This is a genomic window from Clostridium sp. LIBA-8553, assembly GCF_057782465.1.
In genome coordinates this window covers 3513435-3531836 of sequence record NZ_CM173489.1, presented here as the reverse complement: position 1 = coordinate 3531836, position 18402 = coordinate 3513435, and the positions used below count along the sequence as shown (strand labels likewise).

The window sequence follows — 18402 nt, the reverse complement described above, 5'->3', positions numbered from 1 at the left end:
ATAAATAATATGTTGATTTTTAAAACTTATTACTTAACAAATTATGTGTAGAAATAAAATAAGCAGAGAATATTTTCTCTGCTTATTAAATAAAATTATTTTATTTTTAATTCTTTTTCAAGATAGAAAGAATATAAATAAGATTCTTTAACATCTTCTCCTAAAATTTTATTTAAAGTTTTTTCATATAATTCTATTTGGATTCTATATTTATTTATAAACTCTTCTTCTTCCCCTTCTTTAATGTAATCTGTCTTATAGTCTAAAAGAACATATCCGTCATCTTCTTCGAAGAAGGCATCTATTATACCCTGTAATCTAACTTTTTCATTACTATAAACTTTAGGATCAAGATTTTTTTCTATAATTGTACTTGGTATTTCAGTTATAAAAGGTAATTCTCTATAAACTTTTTTCCCTGATTTATAAGCATGTAGCATTCTTTTTCCTAAATCACTCTTAAAGAATTTTTGTATTTTAAATACATTCACTACCTTTCCTTCTTCTTCAGTTAAAAGTTCTTTTTGAACCATTTCCTCAACCTCTTTTTTTATTTCATCTATATAAGTTACCTTATCTAAATCAATGTGTTGCATTACAAAATGAGTTATAGTTCCTTTTTTAGCAGCTGAAAACTCTTCTTGTTTTTCTTCCATGAACTTTGGCTTTCTTTTTATTTTTTCCTTTTTATTTTCTTCATTACTGTCATTATCAATAATGTTATAACTCTCTTCCATAAAATCTTCTTCTTGATGAGCTCTCTTTAATTCAGTTACAGAAATATTTGAAGGCATACTACATGATTCTATATATTTATATTTAAAGTCTAATCTATTTCTTATTTCTATAACTTCTTTTATATCTTTCTTGGATTCTATCCAACTACCACTTTCAAAGGCATCAATATTATTTTTCTCAACCTTACTTTCATTGCTACCTAAAAGTTCACCTTTTTCCCAGCTTCTAAACTTCCAGCTTGAATTATCCTCTGAATTTATTATAATATCTCCATCCCCTATATTCCTTATAGCGTCACCATCCTTATGTTTAGATAATGCCATACCAATCCAATCTAAATAACTCTTTCCTTTTAAGACATTACCAGGATTTATTCTAGTTGTTTCAGATGAAGCTCCTGCCTTACACCATTTTTCACAGGATTTCTCTAAATCCGATACAGCACCAGTTATAATCAACTTTTCCTTTGCTCTTGTGAAGGCAACATATAAAATTCTCATTTCCTCTGATAAAACTTCTAATTCACATTTTTTCTTTATAGCATGTTTTTGAAGAGTATCATACTTTATTCTCTTTTTAACATCTATGCAGTTTGTTCCTATTCCTAAAGTTTCATGAAGAAGTATATCTTCTCTTAAGTCCATTTTATTAAATTGCTTTCCAGTTCCCCCTAGTATAACAACTGGGAATTCTAGCCCTTTACTCTTGTGAATGCTCATTATTCTTACAACATCTTCATTTTCACCAAGAATTTTAGCACTTCCCATATCTCCAGAGGATCTCTTAAGCTTATTTATAAAGTTTATAAAGTTAAATAATCCTTTAAAACTTGTAGATTCATACTGCTTAGCTCTTTGGAATAATATCCTTAAATTTGCCTGACGTTGAACCCCATTTGGCATTGTTCCGACATATCCATAATAAGAGGTATCAGAATATAAGAACCAAATAAATTCATCTATCGGCATATAAGCAGCCTTTTCTCTCCATTTATTTAAATATTCCAAGAAATATTTGCATTTATTCTTTAATTCCTCTGAAATGGCTCCATCATAATTTTCTTCAACAACCTCTTTTATAATCTCAAAGAAATATTTATCCTTATTTAATAATCTTAAATCAGCAAATTCATCAGATGTAAATGAAAATATAGGTGAACGTAAGGCTGACAATATATAAATATCTTGCATCGGATTATCTATTATGTGAAGCAATGCCATTATAGTTCTTATCTCTATAGTTTGAAAATATCCTGTTCCTGTATCAGCATAAATAGGAATCCCTTCAGTTCCCAACTCATCTACGAAAGTTTCAGCCCAGTTTTTAGTGGCTCTAAGTAGAATTACAATATCCTTATATTTAATTCTTCTATACTTTCCTAAATCCTTATCGAAAACCATATAAGTTCTACCATCATTAGGACTCATTAACTCTTTAATCTTTTTACCAACTATTCTAGCCTCTAGTTGTATGCTATCTAAATCCTCTTCTTCCTCGCTTTGACTCTCTTCATCACCAAATTCTTTATTATCTTCTAAACTTCCTGCTTTATTTAATATATTTAATTCAATATCTCCTGCAACCTTTAAGTTATCTATTTCCTCAATGTACTCAACTTCCACATTTTCTTCATTTATTTCACCATAACTAGCTCCTAAGTTTAAAGCTTCTTTTTCATCATACTCAAGCTCACCTACAGTATTGCTCATTAGAGTTTTAAATATATAGTTTACTCCATTTATAACCTCTACTCTACTTCTAAAGTTTTTATAAAGCATAATTTTTTTATTTGGAGATTCTTCCTCACTATAATTAATATACTTATCTAAGAAAAGCTCTGGATTTGCCTGTCTAAACTTATATATACTTTGTTTAACATCACCAACCATGAATACATTAGGATTATCCACATCTCTTCTTGATACCATTCCTACAATAGTTTCTTGAATTGTGTTACTATCTTGGTATTCATCAACTAAAACTTCTTCAAATTTCTCTCTAAATTCTAATGAAACTTGAGAAGGCTTTATATTTTCCTCTTCATCTTTATCTATTAAAATTTCTAAACAAAGATGCTCAAGGTCATTAAAGTCTAAAATATCCTTTTCTCTTTTTTTATCTCTATATCTATTAGAAAATTCAATTACTAAATCACTTAAACATCTCATTAAAGGATACATTTTTTGCATTCCTAAAACAGCTTCCTCTAAAGAAGTTTCAAAAACTTTATCCCTTAAATTTTCTATTATTTTTTTACTATCATCCCTAAGATTTTTAGTTTTTATTAATGCTTTTTCATCATCAACACTAGCTTTTCTTACAGATTTTAATCTTCCAAAAGCTGTTTCTACAAGTTTATTATAAAATGGTACTATACCATCTTTTAAAGCTAATTTAAGCTCTTCAACTTGAATTATTTCTGGATATATGTTTACTAAATAAGGATCAAGACCTCCGCCCATTTCAGCTATGTCTCTAGCCTGAATAAGCATTGAGTAAGCATTGTTTAGATCTAAATTTATACTTTCTTTTAATACTTCTACCCACTTTTTATTTTCAAGCTCATTTACTGAGCTTATATTAAATTCCTCTACTTTTTCATTTAACCACTTCTCTGGCCAAGGACCACTCATTATGAAATTATAAAATTTTAATATTATACTGTTTAAATTATCATCACTTTTACTTCCACCATAAGCTTCAACTAAATCTTTAAAACATTTATCATCTTTAGCATACATATCTTCAAAAAGATCAGCTAAAATATCTTGCTTTATAAGTTCACATTCAGTTTGGTCTCCAATCCTGAAACCAGGATCTAAATCTATTAAATGAAAATTATTTTTTATAACATCTAAACAAAAAGAATGCATAGTTGTTATACTTGCTCTATTTAAAAGTGCTAATTGTCTCTGAAGTATTTCAGAACTAGGATCCTTCTCTAAAGCTTTAGATATGGCATCTCCTATTCTCTCCCTCATTTCAGAAGCAGCAGCATTAGTAAATGTAACAACTAATAACTTATCTATATCAACAGGGTTTTCGCCTTCTGTTATCATTTTTATTATTCTTTCAACTAGTACAGCCGTTTTCCCAGAACCAGCCGCAGCTGCGACTAAAAGGTTACATCTTCTTGTATTTATAGCTAATTCTTGTTCCTTAGTCCATTTAGTCCCCATTTACTTCACCACCTACTTTTTCATTTATACTCTTCCATATATCCTCTTCTTTTTTCTTTGCAATAACCTTATATCTGTTATCTTCTAAACTAGAATCAAATTGACATATGTGAGAGTAATTACAATAATCGCACACAATATTTTTATTTTCTTTGCATGGTTCTATATCAATTTTACCGTCTATCATGTTTTGGCATATCTCAACCATTTTTTCATTAACATATTTTCTTAAAAGCTCAAATTGTTCCATTGTTATTAAAGCTTTATTCTTACCTAAATCTCCTGCCTTTTTCATATTAGCAGGTATTATAAGTGAGTGCATTCCTGGCTCTAAAGTATTATCCATGGCTTTAATAACTCTTATATCATCTAATAGAAGACCTTCTAACTTTAATTCTTTTAATATTTCTTCTTTTATTTCTTCTTCTGTTAAATCTCCTTTAGACTTTAAGATAGGGTCATCTATTTTAAAATAAAGTATAGCACCTGGCATAGCTTGCGTTTCAACTATACTTTCAGAATTATTTATAAGAGCATCTAAATAAACTAAAAGCTGCATTTGAAGCCCATTATAAAACTGATTTAAGTCAAATTTCTTTGAACCAGTTTTATAATCTATAATTCTTAAATATGTTTCTCCCTCTAAATCAAGCTTATCAACTCTATCTATTCTTCCATTTAGATAAAAACTCTCTCCTGATGGAAGATCAATCTTTATGGAATTCACATCCTTAGTAAATCCAAAAGCTAACTCATTTTTATAAATTTCAAAATCACTTCTCTTAATTTGTTCACTAATAACCATAACTGATTTAGTAAGGATTCTCTTAAATCTATCTGTAAAGTAAGAATATCTTTTTGAACTATTTAATATTGAGGATTTATTGTTCTTAACTTGATTATCAACTAAAGAATTTATTATATTTCTACAGTTCTCATGGCTTAAATCACTCCATCTTAATCCTTGTTCCTTAACTTCATTAGTAAACTCATCTAATATCTCATGCATAAAACTACCTAAATCAGGAGCTGTAAACTCATATATCTTTCTATCCTTTGCTTTCAAACCATATTGTATATAATAAGCGAAAGGACACTGAGCATATCTCTCTAACCTTGAAACACTTAAAGAAATTTTATTATTATTATCTTCATAAATTTTTTTAGCTTTTTCCTTTGAAATATTATTAGGTAAATTTGTGTATTCAAGACCTTTCTTAACATACTCTATTTTTTCTTTCCACCTAGGTTCACTTAAATACCAATCATAAACATACTTCCAGTAATCCTCTATCTCAATATTTTCATAATTCTTTCTAATAGCTATCATAAGTTCATTTAAAGTAGGAATCTTAGCAGAAACCTTCTCATATTTATCACTTATTAATTTAAACCCTTCACTTTCTTCTTTTACATTTGGAAGAATCTTTTTTAACCTATGAATTATTATTGATGGTCTCTGAGATTTGCCTTCAAAGTCTGCTAAAGGATAAGTTATAACTAAGTATTCTTCTGCTATAGTAAATGCTGTATAAACTAAAAACTGTTCTTCAAATATTTTAGTTCTTGTATCAGAAGCTAATGCCACTCCTTTATCAAGTAAAATTTCCCTATCATTATCTGATAATATCCCTTCCTCTTTATTAGCTGAAGGAAGTACCCCATCATTTACTCCAATAATATATAAGGCTTTTGCACCTCTACTTTTTATTCTACTTATATCACCTATATTTACTTGATCTAAAGCTACAGGAATCAATCCCATTTCATATTGAGATAATCCAATATTTAATACTTTCATAAATTCATTTAAATCCATAATCTCATGTCCTAAAACATCTACTGCCTGTTCTAAAACATCTATGAAAATATCTCTTACCTCTGAATATTCCTTTGCTTTAATTATCATATCTTTCTCTTTAAAGTACTCAACATAACTATCTATTGTCTCCATAATATCTAGTTTAGAATCTAAAAATTCATATAAATTTACAGCAAACTCCTTTAAAGTTTTCTTTCCTTTACATTGATTATTAAACTCTTCTAAAGGCTGAACAATAGTTTCTCTAATATCATTTAATCTACTTAATACTTGCTTATTTTCCTCAGAAATCTCTTCCTCTTTTAAAATACTTGAACTATAATTAATCCATTCTTCCATCCACTTTTTACCCTTTATTCCATAGGCTAAAACATAGTTTTCTAGTTCATCAATAAGTTCAGCACCCTCAATTCCTCTAAACTCTTTTATTAAACCAGTTTTAAGATATTTAAATACATTTTCATAAGTCCAATTTTTATTTATTATATCCACGGCTGAATTTATAAAAATAATTAAAGGATTGCTTGCTATGTCTATCTTTTTATCTATATAATATGGAATTTTATATTCAGCAAAAATTGCTGATACAACTTTTTCATAGCTATCAACATCTCTACATATTATAGAAATATCTTTAAATCTATATTTCTTTTCTCTAACAAGTCTTAATATATCTTTTGCTACAAATTCCACTTCATCATAATTATTATTTGCTCTATAAAGTCGTAAACTTTCATTCTTACCTCTATATTGTTTAAATGGATATGCATAAAGCTGTCTTTCTATATGCTGTAAATCCTTATTTTCCTTAAATCTATATGGAACTTCTTCATTTAAATCAATATATCCACTAAAAGCTATTCCTTCATCTTGAATTAATTTCATTAATTTTCTTTCTGTATTTTTTGTAACAGCAAAAAGATCACTTTCCACCTTGGCAGAACTTATTTCATCAAGAGCTAAAGTTATGTTAACATTCTTTGCTCTCTTTAAAAGCTTTCCTATTACACTTAATTGGTTAGGAGTAAAAGTGGTAAATTCATCTATCCAAATCTCTGCACCATCATATAAAGAACATCCATCTAATTTTTCATTTAAAAGTAATAATTGATCTTCTCCGTCTATATGACTTTCGTGTAATTTTGAATTAAACTCATTAAATATATCTTTTAATTCTTCCATTTTCATTTTAAGATTTTCATCTTCTAACTGACTTAGTGTTAAATCCAAAACTTCATTATTTACATTATATTTTTTGAATTCTGTTATTGTTTTTGAAGCTATATCTATAAAGCCTTTTTGTCTAGAAGCATTTTTAAAAACTGTCATATCATCAGATAAATCTTCTAAAACCTTAAAAATAAGCATACTCTTTCCAGCATCATCCATGATACTTCTTGTTGCTCCTCCACACTCATTAAAAACCTTATATGCAAGTCTTTTAAAGCTAAGAACTTCTGCATTTAATACATACTTTTCTCCTATAGACTTTAACATTCTATTTTCAGTCTGAAACGTAAATTGCTCTGGAACAATTAAAATTAATTTATTATCAGGTGAATTATTTATTTTCTTTTTTATTTGATTTATACAAAAAGTACTTTTACCAGTACCGGCTCTTCCATATATGATTCTTAATCCCATGTTCACACCTCGAAATTTATTTATATATTTCCAAATTATTACCTCTTATAATAACATTTTATACTTATTTATGCGTTTTAAATAGCAATATAATAAAAAAAATATATAATGCATTTTATTATAGAAATAGTTTACAATACATTATATAATAATGGTGAAATCTTTAAATTTTATTAATAAACTAATATTTTTATTAGTTTAAGAGGGGTGTTTTAAATGAACATAAGCAATACTTTCAAAAAATTAATGGATACAACATCTGAGATTGAAACTAACCTTGGTAATCCAATGGCATGTTTTCTTGAAAAGCAAGAAAGAGAAGAAAAAGAAAGAAAAGCACACCATGATAGAATAAAAGCTAAGGGTAAAAAAAATAATTAAAATTCGGACTTATTAATATAAAAATTAAAATTATCAACAAAAAATATAAAAACTCTAATGTTATGCACAAGAACATTAGAGTTTTTTTTTAATAATTTTCTATTTTAGTGGGTCCTCCGATAATATCCCTTCCAATAAACAATGAACCCTTTTGATCAACTTTTATTGTCCACTTTACAAGAGCAATTTCTCCCCTTTCAACTTCGATAGCTGTGACAGTTCTCGGTAATACACAACATCCTATATTAAAATATGTTGAATCTCTCTTACTTCTTGGAAATAAAGTCTTATGAGTATGACCAAGAACAACTCTTGTATTATTTTCTTCAGCCCAATTAATTATTTTTTCATCAAATTTATCTCTTTTATTATCACTCTTAGCAGGACTTATAGGATCTTTAAATCCCATAAAAGCCTCTAATATAGCCCAAACATATCTAACTAAAAATTTTGATAAAAAAGCCAATTCATTATTTAAAAAGTCCACTTGATGACCATGTAATATAAAGAAATCTCTCTTGCTTTCTTCATGTATTAGAACTAATGATTCATATATTGGTAATGTACTATAAAAATCACAAGCAGAGTGATTTCTCCTATTTCTTTTCTTACTTTTTCTTAAAAATTTTATTTTGCTTTTATCTTTATCATGATTTCCATATATCATATAAAGTTTCTTTTTTTCTTTAAAATCATCTAAAACTTCATATACATCATGATTCATATCATATATTTCTTGCAGATTTTTAAACTTCCAAAGCTCATCTCCATCTCCAACTTCTATATAAGTAAATTTATTTTTATAATAATATCTAAGTGCTGTTAGATATATGTTAATGTTAGGAGCTAAGCTATCCTTATATGTTCCATCTCCTCTATGACAGTCACTAAAAAAAACTATTTTAGAATCATTATTAAAAGTAATCCTTTTAGAATTATTTTTTAATTCATTTAATTTTTCAACTCTCATTAATAACTCCATATAATATTACTTCATATATATCTTATGTTCTTAATTAAGCAATAGATACTTCTTATTTAATGAAGCATTTATTGAATTAAGATAATGAAAGACTTAAGTTATTAATTAAGGAATGTCTTAGAGAATATGATTTTTCTAAAAAAAATAAAGATTAAGTAAAATAAAAAAAGCATCTAGTAAAACTAGATGCTTTGGCGGAGAATCCGGGATTTGAACCCGGGCGCCGGTTGCCCGACCTACTCCCTTAGCAGGGGAGCCTCTTCAGCCACTTGAGTAATTCTCCACTTGTGGCGGAGAGAATGGGATTCGAACCCATGGTACGCTCACACGCACGCCGGTTTTCAAGACCGGTGCCTTAAACCAACTCGACCATCTCTCCATACTTGACACATTTATTATTATATCATCTTTGATTTATATGTCAACTATTTTTTTATAAAAAAAGATACTATTTTTATTATTATAGTATCTTTTTATTACATAATTGATTATTGTAAAGGTATTTTCATAAATAATACCCAAGTGAATACTGTTAATATAAATCCTATTATATTTAATATTAAAGGAAATTTACTTTCATTATGCTTTTTAAAAGCTATGTACCCAGCAATAATTCCTGGAATTGAAAAAGGTAATCCAAGCATAAAAAAATATAACGCTGCAAAAATACTACTCCATCCTAAATATATAGATAGTGTGTATGCTGTTGATTTTTTAGGTTTTTTAGCTCTAACTGGCCCTGATGATCCTTTCAAAATATCTCCTCCCAATAAAAATTCATATACTTAAATTATACATTTTAAACCAATAACAAAATTATATTATGTATAAATTTTATATTAATAATTTTAATTGTTATAAGTTATTACTAAATAATTTTTTATCTTAAAAGTACAAAATAAAACTTTTGTTACCATAAAAAAGTTTATCTAAAATTCTACATAAAGTAAATTATATTTTAAAATAATATCATATTTTATATATATACAAAATGCTATGTTTTATGTAAATGCTAATTTTTAATTAGACCTTCAAATCTAGGTTTAATGAGTAGCTATATGTAAAAATCAACACTACTTTAAAACATAAATAAAAGCACCTAGTAAAACTAGATGCTTTGGCGGAGAATCCGGGATTTGAACCCGGGCGCCGGTTGCCCGACCTACTCCCTTAGCAGGGGAGCCTCTTCAGCCACTTGAGTAATTCTCCATAATATCCCATTTTTATTTTTTGTAAAAAAAATGGCGGAGAGAATGGGATTCGAACCCATGGTACGCTCACACGCACGCCGGTTTTCAAGACCGGTGCCTTAAACCAACTCGACCATCTCTCCGCGGTACGTTAATTATTATATCAACTGTTTAAGTTTATGTCAATACTTTTTATAAAAAAAATAAGAGATACTATATCAGTATCTCTTATTTGATTTAACTAATCTTCACAATATCTTTCATGTTTACATTTACAGCAGCATTTACAACAACACTCTTTATCTTTATCCTTACAATCTTTATAACAATCAATTGTAGCATATAAATACTTAAATGCCTCACAAACTGTTCTTTCTAATAATTCATCTAATTCCATTACTTCACATAATAAAGCTTTTTCTTTCTTCATTAAACATTTTAATTCTTTCTCTAATTCATCAATTTCTTTTCTAACTTCTTTTGCTTTTTTAACCTTTTCTTTAATAGCTTTATTAAGTTTAGCAGCTTCTTTAGTTAATTCTTCAGATTTTTTCTCTAACCATTTACATTTATCACAGTCTTGTTTACATTTATCGTCTTCCTTTTCGCACTCTGATTCTTTACATTTACGACACTCGTCTTTACATTTATCCCATTTTTTCTCACAGCATTTGCGACATTCTTCTTTACATTTATCGCATTCTTTTTCGCAGCATTTACAACATTCTTCTTTACATTTATCCCATTTTTTTTCACAGCATTTGCAACATTCTTCTTTACGTTTATCGCATTCTTTTTCGCATTTTGATTTTTTGCATTTGCAACATTCTTCTTTACATCTATCTTCTTTTTCACATTCTGACTTCTTACATTTACGCCAGTCTTCTTTGCATCTATCGTCTTCTTTTTCCCAATCTTTACATTTACGATATCCTTGTTCATATTTATCGTATTCATTTTCATAATTATATCTATAGTTATCCATAATAGTACACCTCACTTTAATTTAAACCTAATTTATAATATGTTAATCAATAATTTTTTGATACTATAAAAATAAAAACGGTATTGAAAATACCGTTTTTATAAATTTCATGTTATAGATTTAAATTTTATAAAGTGACATATATTATGTTTTTATATAAATTTATTTAAATCACTTAAATTTTCTAAATAATAAACATTATTTTAATAAGTCACATCTCATGTATTCTTTTAAAGCTTCTGGTATAACTACTGAGCCATCTTCTTGTTGATAGTTTTCTAATATAGCAGCTACAGTTCTTCCAATAGCTACTCCTGATCCGTTTAATGTATGAACGAATTGTGGTTTTTCTTTTGGAGAGTTTTTGAATTTTATGTTAGCTCTTCTAGCTTGGAAATCTTCAAAGTTTGAACAACTTGAAATTTCAACATATCTATTGTAGCTTGGCATCCAAACTTCTATGTCATATTTTAATGCAGCTGTGAATCCTAAATCACCCTTACATATTCTAACTATTCTATATGGTAATCCTAAACCTTGTAATACAGATTCAGCATCTTTAACTAATTTATCTAACTCTTCATAACTATTTTCTGGTTTACAGAACTTAACTAACTCAACTTTATTGAATTGGTGTTGTCTTATAAGGCCTCTTGTGTCTCTTCCTGCTGAACCAGCTTCTGCTCTGAAACAAGCACTATATGCAGCATGTTTTATTGGAAGTTTATCTCCATCTAAAGTTTCATTTCTGTACATGTTTGTTACAGGAACTTCAGCTGTCGGTATTAAGAAATATCCATTGTTTTCTACCTTGAAAGCATCTTCTTCAAATTTTGGAAGCTGACCTGTACCTGTCATACTATCTCTATTTACCATGTATGGAGGTAATACTTCAGTATATCCGTTTTCAAATGTGTGTTTATCTAAGAAGTAGTTTATTATAGATCTTTCTAATCTAGCACCCATTCCTTTATAAACTGTGAATCTTGATCCAGCAACCTTTCCACCTCTTTCGAAGTCTAAAAGATCTAAATCAGTTCCTAAATCCCAGTGAGCTTTTGGTTCGAAGTTGAATTTAGTAGGTTCTCCCCATCTTTTTATTTCAACATTATCCTCATCAGTCTCTCCTTCTGGAACAGCTGGGTTTGGTATATTAGGAATTCTTAGCATAATGTAGTTGATTTTATCATTTAACTCAGCAACTCTAGCATCATCAGCTTTTATTTTATCTCCTATTTCTCTCATTTCAGCCATTACTTCAGTAACGTCTTCTCCAGCTTTCTTTCTCTTTGGAATTTCAGCTGATACTTCATTTCTTTGCTTTTTTAAAGCCTCAACATCAACTAATATTTTTCTTCTCTCTTCATCTAAAGCTATGACTTCGTCTATAACATTTACATCGAAATCTTCTCCTCTATTAGATAAAGCTTTTTTAACTTCTTCAGTATTGCTTCTTATTTTTTTTAAATCTAACATTTCTATTCTCCTTTCAAGAACTTTATTTATATAAAAAATTTACTTAACTAAAAAAATATATAAAAAAGGAGCCCCGTTCCCTATAAAAAGGGACGAAAAGACTCCGCGTTGCCACCCTAATTGATAAAATCAAAAAAGATTCTATCCTCTTAAAAACTTTAACGGTTAATTCCGTACTGCTCATCACAGTCCCTCACAGGTGGATTCATGAAAATACTGTACTAGTTCACACCAACCACTAGCTCTCTGAAAGCAATATATAACATTACTAGCCTGCTCACAGGTTTAATATTAAATTAAACATAATATATAAAGAATATACTTTAATATTTATCTTTTGTCAATTCTTAACTATCTTTTGGTAGATTTTTTGTACATATAATGTCTACTCCTGTATTCATTATATTCTTACAAACCACATTTCCACTTTTAGTAGGCACCCCAACATATAATCTACTTAAAACACTTGAAAAATCTATCCATTTAGATATCTCAACTGGTTTGTTACTTTTTACAGGTACTACGTTATATTTTTTAGATCCTCTAACTCTAACAACACTAGTAAATATATCTTTATGCATTAAAAACACCCCTTTAGACTCTGTCAAACTCCTTAATTCTAGATGCTAGAACCTTAGAGTTTTTAGAATCCTCAACTATTTCTGTTGGCTTTTTATCAAGCTCTCTAGCTAATATATTTATTATTTTACTTATACAATAAGCTCCATGACAAGTTCCAAAGGTAGCACCTGTTCTTCTCTTTACACCTTCAACAGTTCTTGCACCTAAAGGACGTCTAATACAGTCTACTATCTCTCCTTCACTAATGCCATTGCAAAGACATACTATCTTTCCATATCTCTTATCTAAAGATATAAGCTCATTTCTCTCTTCAGCAGATAATTCTCTAAAACGATAAAATTCTCTTCTTTTATCTACAAAATTTTTATTTAAGCTACAATTTAATTTATCAATTATTTCATCACATATTATTTTTGATACAGCAGGAGCTATGGTAACTTCTCCATAATGTTTTCCCATAACCTTTATATATCCTTTATTCTTCATACTGTCATCTATAATCATTCTATCCTTGCTATGATCATCATAAAAAATATCTTTAACATTTTTTCTACTAATGCTATTTATCATTTCTTTGGCTATTTTTAAGGATTTCATAAAACCTAATGAATGATTTGAGTTTATTCCAATTAAAGTATCACCATTAACAGTATTTTTTTGAATTATAAATTCTTCCTCATTTTTCAGTTTAACAACTATATTTGATGTTTTTTCTTTTATTTCATCATTTAATAATAAATAATAAGTTTTTAAAGCATTTTTTTGCTCATAATCCTTATCTTGATCTATAGTATAGTGCTCACCTGGTGTTGTGTTAATAACAAATCTACAAGTAAACTTATTTTTATTTGTAGTTACCTTAAATCCTTTTGCTATACTCTGGATATCTAAAACTATTTCCTCTAGTCTGAAGCTTACTCCATTATCATAAGCTATTTCCGCAAATCCTATTGCCAAATCATATGGACTTGTAACAGCTATATTTTCTGAGTACATAGCTTTTTTTATTTCACCCTTATAATTAGGCTCTATTTCTCTTGCTCTTTTCTCATCAACTAAGTAAATATTATTTATACCTCTAGCTTTAGCTCTTCTATAGTTTTCTTCAATTATTCTAACTGTTTCATCATTTTCAGCTATAGTTAAATGGCCTACTCTTTTAAATGGAACATTTAATTTTTTAGTTATTTCAGGTAACATCATGTTTCCCATATTCTCTAAATAACCCATTAAATTATCCTTACATTCAGAACCATCATATACAATTGCTGTATTAACAAAGGAAACATCATCTGCAATATCAAAATCTTTCTCTATAAGAGCTATGTTTAAGTTATATTTTGATAACTCATATGCAACAGAGCATCCTATGATTCCTCCACCTAATATCAACACATCATAATCCATATGTTTCACTCCTAGCTCTTAGATATATTCTAATAAAAATTATATCATAAATTCCCAAAACTATTATGAAGATTAGTAAAATTATAAACATATAAAAAGGAGCGTTTAAACGCTCCTTAGAAATTTAATATAAAATTCTAAAAGATATTTAATACACTCCAATTATTTTATTGCTCTTGAGATATTTTATTTAAAATATCTCCTAATTGATTTATAAATTCACCATATGAAGCCCAATCACCATTCTTTTGTGCCTCTATAGCCTTATTAAATAAATCAGCAGCCTCTTTTATTCCACCATTATTTACTGGTATTTCACTAGTGATATTTCCATTATCATCAGAATTTTTTTCCTCTTCTGATGAACTATAGTTAAATAATTTTAGTAATGCCTTTTCAATACTTTCCTCTATAACTATTTTATCTCCATTAGAAAGTATAACCCTCTTCATTTCAGGCATACCATTTCCTGAATCAGCTTTTAAATAAATTGTATTCAAATATAATAAAGAGTCATCTATAGGAACAATAATTATATCACCATATATAACCTCTGATCCCTTTCCAGTCCAAAGACTTATTTCTTTAGATATATTAGGATCTTGTTGTATTCTATTCTTAAATAAAATCGGACTATATATAGTTCTTTGAGGAGGGAACTTGTACATCACTAATTCACCATAGTTATCTCCATCCATTCTTGCCCCAAGAAGAGCTACCATACTTTGTTTACCTCTCATATTAAAATAATCTAAAAGCATCATTTCAACATTCTCTTCTCCAGGTAACTTTGTCATAAGGTAAAGACCTTCATTTTCAAATTCATTATTTTTAGGTTCTTTTACACTATCGAAAATTGACTTTTCATTTCCTTCACTTTCCTGATTTAAATTTTCTCCCCCATGTTTAACAATCTCTAAAGATCTATCCCATAAATCTTCTTCAGTAAATAATTTAATAGGATCATCTACATGATACTTTGTTAAAACCTTACTTTGTAGTTCAAATAAGTTTTGAGGATATCTGAAATGTTCTTTTAAGTCTTGAGGCATTTCAGAAATAGGTTTAAATAAACCTTTATATATTTTTGAGTAACACTCAATTATAGGATCATTTTCATCTGCTATATAGAAATTAACATCTCCATTAAAAGCATCTACAACAACTTTAACAGAGTTTCTTATATAGTTTATTCCTTCATAAGGCTCTGAAAAAGGATATTTATCTGTTGTTGTATATGCATCCATCATCCAAACTAATCTTCCCTCATGAACTACCACATATGGATCATTATCATAAGTTAAGAAAGGCGCTATAGCCTGAACTCTCTCAACTATATTACGATTAAGAATTATTCTACTTTCTGATGTTATAGAACTAGACATTAACATTTTAGGGCTCTTTTCGTAAATACTAAATAATAATCTATTAAACGGTGTCATTTTTATTCCACCAGTTCCATTATAATTAAATGTATTTTCAGTATCACCTGTTGGATAATCAAATTCACCACCTTCAGTATTTACAATAACATATTCATTATCCCCTTCACCAAAATATATTCTTGGATTCTCAAGATTAATATCTGTATTATTGATTGTCGGTATATCCTTCATAACAAAATCAGGTTGTCCAGCTTCTGTTACACTATTAACTCTACTCATTGCTACTCCATATCCATGAGTATATCTAAGATGTTTGTTTTGCCATGTAGTCATAGCATCTCTATTTATTTCCCTTGGTGCAACAAATACTTGAGTATATTTTCCATTTATATCATATCTATCTGTATCAGCATCATTAAATTGATAGTAATTTTTTATAAGTTGAACTTGTTGATAGAAACTTAATAAAGGACCTGTTGAATTAACCTTTAAGTTTTCAATTATATCCTTATTAGCCTCTAGCTTTTCACTAGTTATATTCTCATTAGGTTCCATTTCTTTTACTTCAATATTATCAACATTAAAAGCCTTTTTAGTGGCATCAATATTATAAGAAATATAAGGTTTTTCTAATTCCATTTCATTTGGCTTAACAACAAATTGTTGAGTAAGAATTGCTACTACAGGTTCTAAGACAATAAGTACCGCAATTGCTGCAATTGATATTAATATAGGTCTAAATTTTGTTTTTAATATTGAAACAAAAACTATTATCGAAGCTATTACACAAGCTACAGCTATAACCTTATAAAATAATAGTGTTATCTTAACATCTGTATAGCTTGCTCCATAGGTTACTCCCCTAGTGCTATAAACTAAATTATATGCTTTTAATAAATAACCACCAGCTATAAGCAATGATAATATTGCTGCTAAAACTGCTAGTTGTTTTCCTGCAAATTTTCTTATGCCATCAACCTTACTATTTATAGTTATAACATTATCTTGGTTTTGATAAAATTTATCTTTAATACTTAAGGCTAAATATATTATAACTGTTATAAGAGCTAATATAACTATTAATGATATAGTAGCATTAAAAATAGATTGCACTAATGGAAGTTTAAAAACATAAAAAGATATATCTTTATTAAATATAGGATCTACCTCTCCAAAAGAAACTGCATTAGTAAATTGAAGAATTTTATACCATTGGGTTACCGCAGTAGCTCCAGCCCCTAATACTGATATTCCTAAATTTAATAACACTAAATATTTTTTGATTGATTTAAACTTAAATTCCCCTACTAAATTCTTTATACTTTTTCTTAAAGTAAAAAGATATATAGCTATAACAGCAAAATATATTATAAATATAGGTATAAATAATTTGCATATAGCTACTAGTTTAGTAAAAAATACATTTAAATATCCTACTTCTTTAAACCATTGAACATTAATAATAAAATTAGTTGAAACTAATAAAATTACAACTAGAAGTAAGACACTTATAAGAACTATATTTAGTATCTTATTTTTCAAAATTTCCCCTCCTTAAATTTTTAATATTTCATATATATACTTAAAATAAAACTTTATTAAAATTCAGATATATGTTAATAAGCTCTGAATTTTAATAAAATCTATATATAAACTTATATTTACAAATTCTATAAAGAAATATCACTTTAAATTAATTCATATCATCTGCTTCTTTTAATATATCTAGTAATATGTTATTCCCAGACTTCATAGAATGATGTCCCTTAATTGCTTCTATAAAGTCTAAATCATAATCATTTTCTCTTAGGTAATTAAATGCTTTATCTCCGTGATTATAATAAATGTGTATAGCTTTTATATTTTGAAACTTGCTCATTTTATTATTAGATAAACTTTTCCCTAAAACTAAAAAAGATTTTGTTATTGTATTTATTGGATAATATAATTTTCCTATATCATGTAACAAACCTAATTTAGAAAGTTTTTTTAATTGTATTTCTGAATCTATTCCTTTGGCTTTAGCTAAGTTAATACAATCCTTAGAAACTTTTATACAATGTAGTTGTTCTGACTTTTTTAGCCTTCTAAATAAACTTAATTCATAATCATTTAAAAAAATTTCTACATAAGTATAATCTAACTCTTTAAAATTAGCAGAAATAGCCCAAAAGAATTGCTTTATCCTGTAAGTCATATTAGGTATTCACCCTCTATTCTTATTAAAAATATTAATATTGTAAATTATAACATATAAAGATAATTATTATATATTATCTTTCCGTTAATATATTTATCCACCAATTAAATGTTTATATGTATATAACTTCTCTATTTTCTGTGGATAACTTGTTAGTTTTTTTGAATTCTTGTGGAAAAATTTTAAGATTAATTTGAAACTTATAGATTTTTTAGAATTGTTTATGTATTTAAGACAATAAAAAAACTCTAAACATTTGTTTAGAGTTTTTGGTGGAGGTAAGGAGATTCGAACTCCTGACCCCCTGCGTGCAAGGCAGGTGCTCTCCCAACTGAGCTATACCCCCAAAAATGGTGGACCTTCAGGGACTCGAACCCCGGACCTACCGGTTATGAGCCGGTTGCTCTAACCAACTGAGCTAAAGATCCATA

11 protein-coding genes, 6 tRNA genes and 1 other annotated feature are annotated in these 18402 nt (G+C 28.0%); of the genes, 1 reads left to right on the top strand and 16 read right to left on the bottom strand.

The window, feature by feature from the left end; all coding sequences use genetic code 11:
* Window positions 1–95: 95 nt before the first annotated feature.
* Together addA and addB are read right to left on the bottom strand one after the other, a co-directional pair.
* On the bottom strand, window positions 96–3917 hold the full coding sequence (gene addA, locus AC2JAQ_RS16125; protein WP_488457265.1) for a helicase-exonuclease AddAB subunit AddA: 3822 nt from the start codon (window positions 3915–3917) through the stop codon (window positions 96–98).
* The gene (gene addB, locus AC2JAQ_RS16120) at window positions 3907–7383 is read right to left on the bottom strand and encodes a helicase-exonuclease AddAB subunit AddB (RefSeq protein WP_488457264.1); all 3477 of its coding nucleotides are present in this window, start codon (window positions 7381–7383) and stop codon (window positions 3907–3909) included. The genes addA and addB overlap by 11 nt, the downstream gene beginning before the upstream one ends.
* Window positions 7384–7599: 216 nt before the next feature.
* On the opposite strand from addB, the gene AC2JAQ_RS16115 reads away from it, so the two are divergent.
* Window positions 7600–7764: a hypothetical protein gene (locus AC2JAQ_RS16115; RefSeq protein WP_488457263.1), complete on the top strand. Its 165-nt coding sequence runs from the start codon at window positions 7600–7602 to the stop codon at window positions 7762–7764.
* Between the two features lie 88 nt (window positions 7765–7852).
* Here AC2JAQ_RS16115 and AC2JAQ_RS16110 read toward each other — a convergent pair whose 3' ends face one another.
* The 14 genes from AC2JAQ_RS16110 to AC2JAQ_RS16045 all read right to left on the bottom strand — a co-directional run bounded on the left by AC2JAQ_RS16110 (window position 7853) and on the right by AC2JAQ_RS16045 (window position 18399).
* Window positions 7853–8734, bottom strand: coding sequence for a metallophosphoesterase (locus AC2JAQ_RS16110; RefSeq protein WP_488457262.1), 882 nt, complete (start codon window positions 8732–8734; stop codon window positions 7853–7855).
* Between the two features lie 204 nt (window positions 8735–8938).
* A tRNA-Ser gene (locus AC2JAQ_RS16105) sits at window positions 8939–9029 on the bottom strand.
* A gap of 5 nt (window positions 9030–9034) precedes the next feature.
* Window positions 9035–9125: transfer RNA gene (locus AC2JAQ_RS16100), tRNA-Ser, on the bottom strand.
* A 109-nt stretch (window positions 9126–9234) separates the two neighbouring features.
* Window positions 9235–9501, bottom strand: coding sequence for a hypothetical protein (locus AC2JAQ_RS16095; protein WP_488457261.1), 267 nt, complete (start codon window positions 9499–9501; stop codon window positions 9235–9237).
* 363 nt (window positions 9502–9864) lie between these two features.
* Window positions 9865–9955, bottom strand: a tRNA-Ser gene (locus AC2JAQ_RS16090).
* A gap of 33 nt (window positions 9956–9988) precedes the next feature.
* Window positions 9989–10079, bottom strand: a tRNA-Ser gene (locus tag AC2JAQ_RS16085).
* A 98-nt stretch (window positions 10080–10177) separates the two neighbouring features.
* A complete protein-coding gene (locus AC2JAQ_RS16080; RefSeq protein WP_488457260.1) occupies window positions 10178–10921 on the bottom strand; it encodes a hypothetical protein in 744 nt (247 codons plus the stop codon).
* Window positions 10922–11119: 198 nt separating this feature from the next.
* Window positions 11120–12397, bottom strand: a complete 1278-nt coding sequence (serS, locus tag AC2JAQ_RS16075) for a serine--tRNA ligase (RefSeq protein WP_488457259.1) — start codon at window positions 12395–12397, stop codon at window positions 11120–11122.
* Window positions 12398–12482: 85 nt separating this feature from the next.
* Window positions 12483–12687: a binding site (T-box leader), on the bottom strand.
* A 57-nt stretch (window positions 12688–12744) separates the two neighbouring features.
* A complete protein-coding gene (locus AC2JAQ_RS16070) occupies window positions 12745–12978 on the bottom strand; it encodes a DUF1667 domain-containing protein (protein WP_488457258.1) in 234 nt (77 codons plus the stop codon).
* A gap of 13 nt (window positions 12979–12991) precedes the next feature.
* A complete protein-coding gene (locus AC2JAQ_RS16065; protein WP_488457257.1) occupies window positions 12992–14386 on the bottom strand; it encodes an NAD(P)/FAD-dependent oxidoreductase in 1395 nt (464 codons plus the stop codon).
* A 167-nt stretch (window positions 14387–14553) separates the two neighbouring features.
* Entirely contained in the window at window positions 14554–17313 is a 2760-nt protein-coding gene (locus AC2JAQ_RS16060; RefSeq protein WP_488457256.1) for a UPF0182 family protein, read from the bottom strand.
* Window positions 17314–17464: 151 nt separating this feature from the next.
* The gene (locus AC2JAQ_RS16055) at window positions 17465–17968 is read right to left on the bottom strand and encodes an HD domain-containing protein (protein ID WP_488457255.1); all 504 of its coding nucleotides are present in this window, start codon (window positions 17966–17968) and stop codon (window positions 17465–17467) included.
* A 273-nt stretch (window positions 17969–18241) separates the two neighbouring features.
* Window positions 18242–18317 (bottom strand) — tRNA-Ala (locus AC2JAQ_RS16050).
* Window positions 18318–18322: 5 nt separating this feature from the next.
* Window positions 18323–18399 (bottom strand) — tRNA-Ile (locus tag AC2JAQ_RS16045).
* Window positions 18400–18402 lie beyond the last annotated feature (3 nt).

Bases quoted from the DNA above. Each gene is read 5' to 3' on its own strand.
- addA (WP_488457265.1), bottom strand. From the start codon at position 3,917: ATGGGGACTAAATGGACTAAGGAACAAGAATTAGCTATAAATACAAGA.
- addB (WP_488457264.1), bottom strand. From the start codon at position 7,383: ATGGGATTAAGAATCATATATGGAAGAGCCGGTACTGGTAAAAGTACT.
- AC2JAQ_RS16115 (WP_488457263.1), top strand. From the start codon at position 7,600: ATGAACATAAGCAATACTTTCAAAAAATTAATGGATACAACATCTGAG.
- AC2JAQ_RS16110 (WP_488457262.1), bottom strand. From the start codon at position 8,734: ATGAGAGTTGAAAAATTAAATGAATTAAAAAATAATTCTAAAAGGATT.
- AC2JAQ_RS16080 (WP_488457260.1), bottom strand. From the start codon at position 10,921: ATGGATAACTATAGATATAATTATGAAAATGAATACGATAAATATGAA.
- serS (WP_488457259.1), bottom strand. From the start codon at position 12,397: ATGTTAGATTTAAAAAAAATAAGAAGCAATACTGAAGAAGTTAAAAAA.
- AC2JAQ_RS16070 (WP_488457258.1), bottom strand. From the start codon at position 12,978: ATGCATAAAGATATATTTACTAGTGTTGTTAGAGTTAGAGGATCTAAA.
- AC2JAQ_RS16065 (WP_488457257.1), bottom strand. From the start codon at position 14,386: ATGGATTATGATGTGTTGATATTAGGTGGAGGAATCATAGGATGCTCT.
- AC2JAQ_RS16055 (WP_488457255.1), bottom strand. From the start codon at position 17,968: ATGACTTACAGGATAAAGCAATTCTTTTGGGCTATTTCTGCTAATTTT.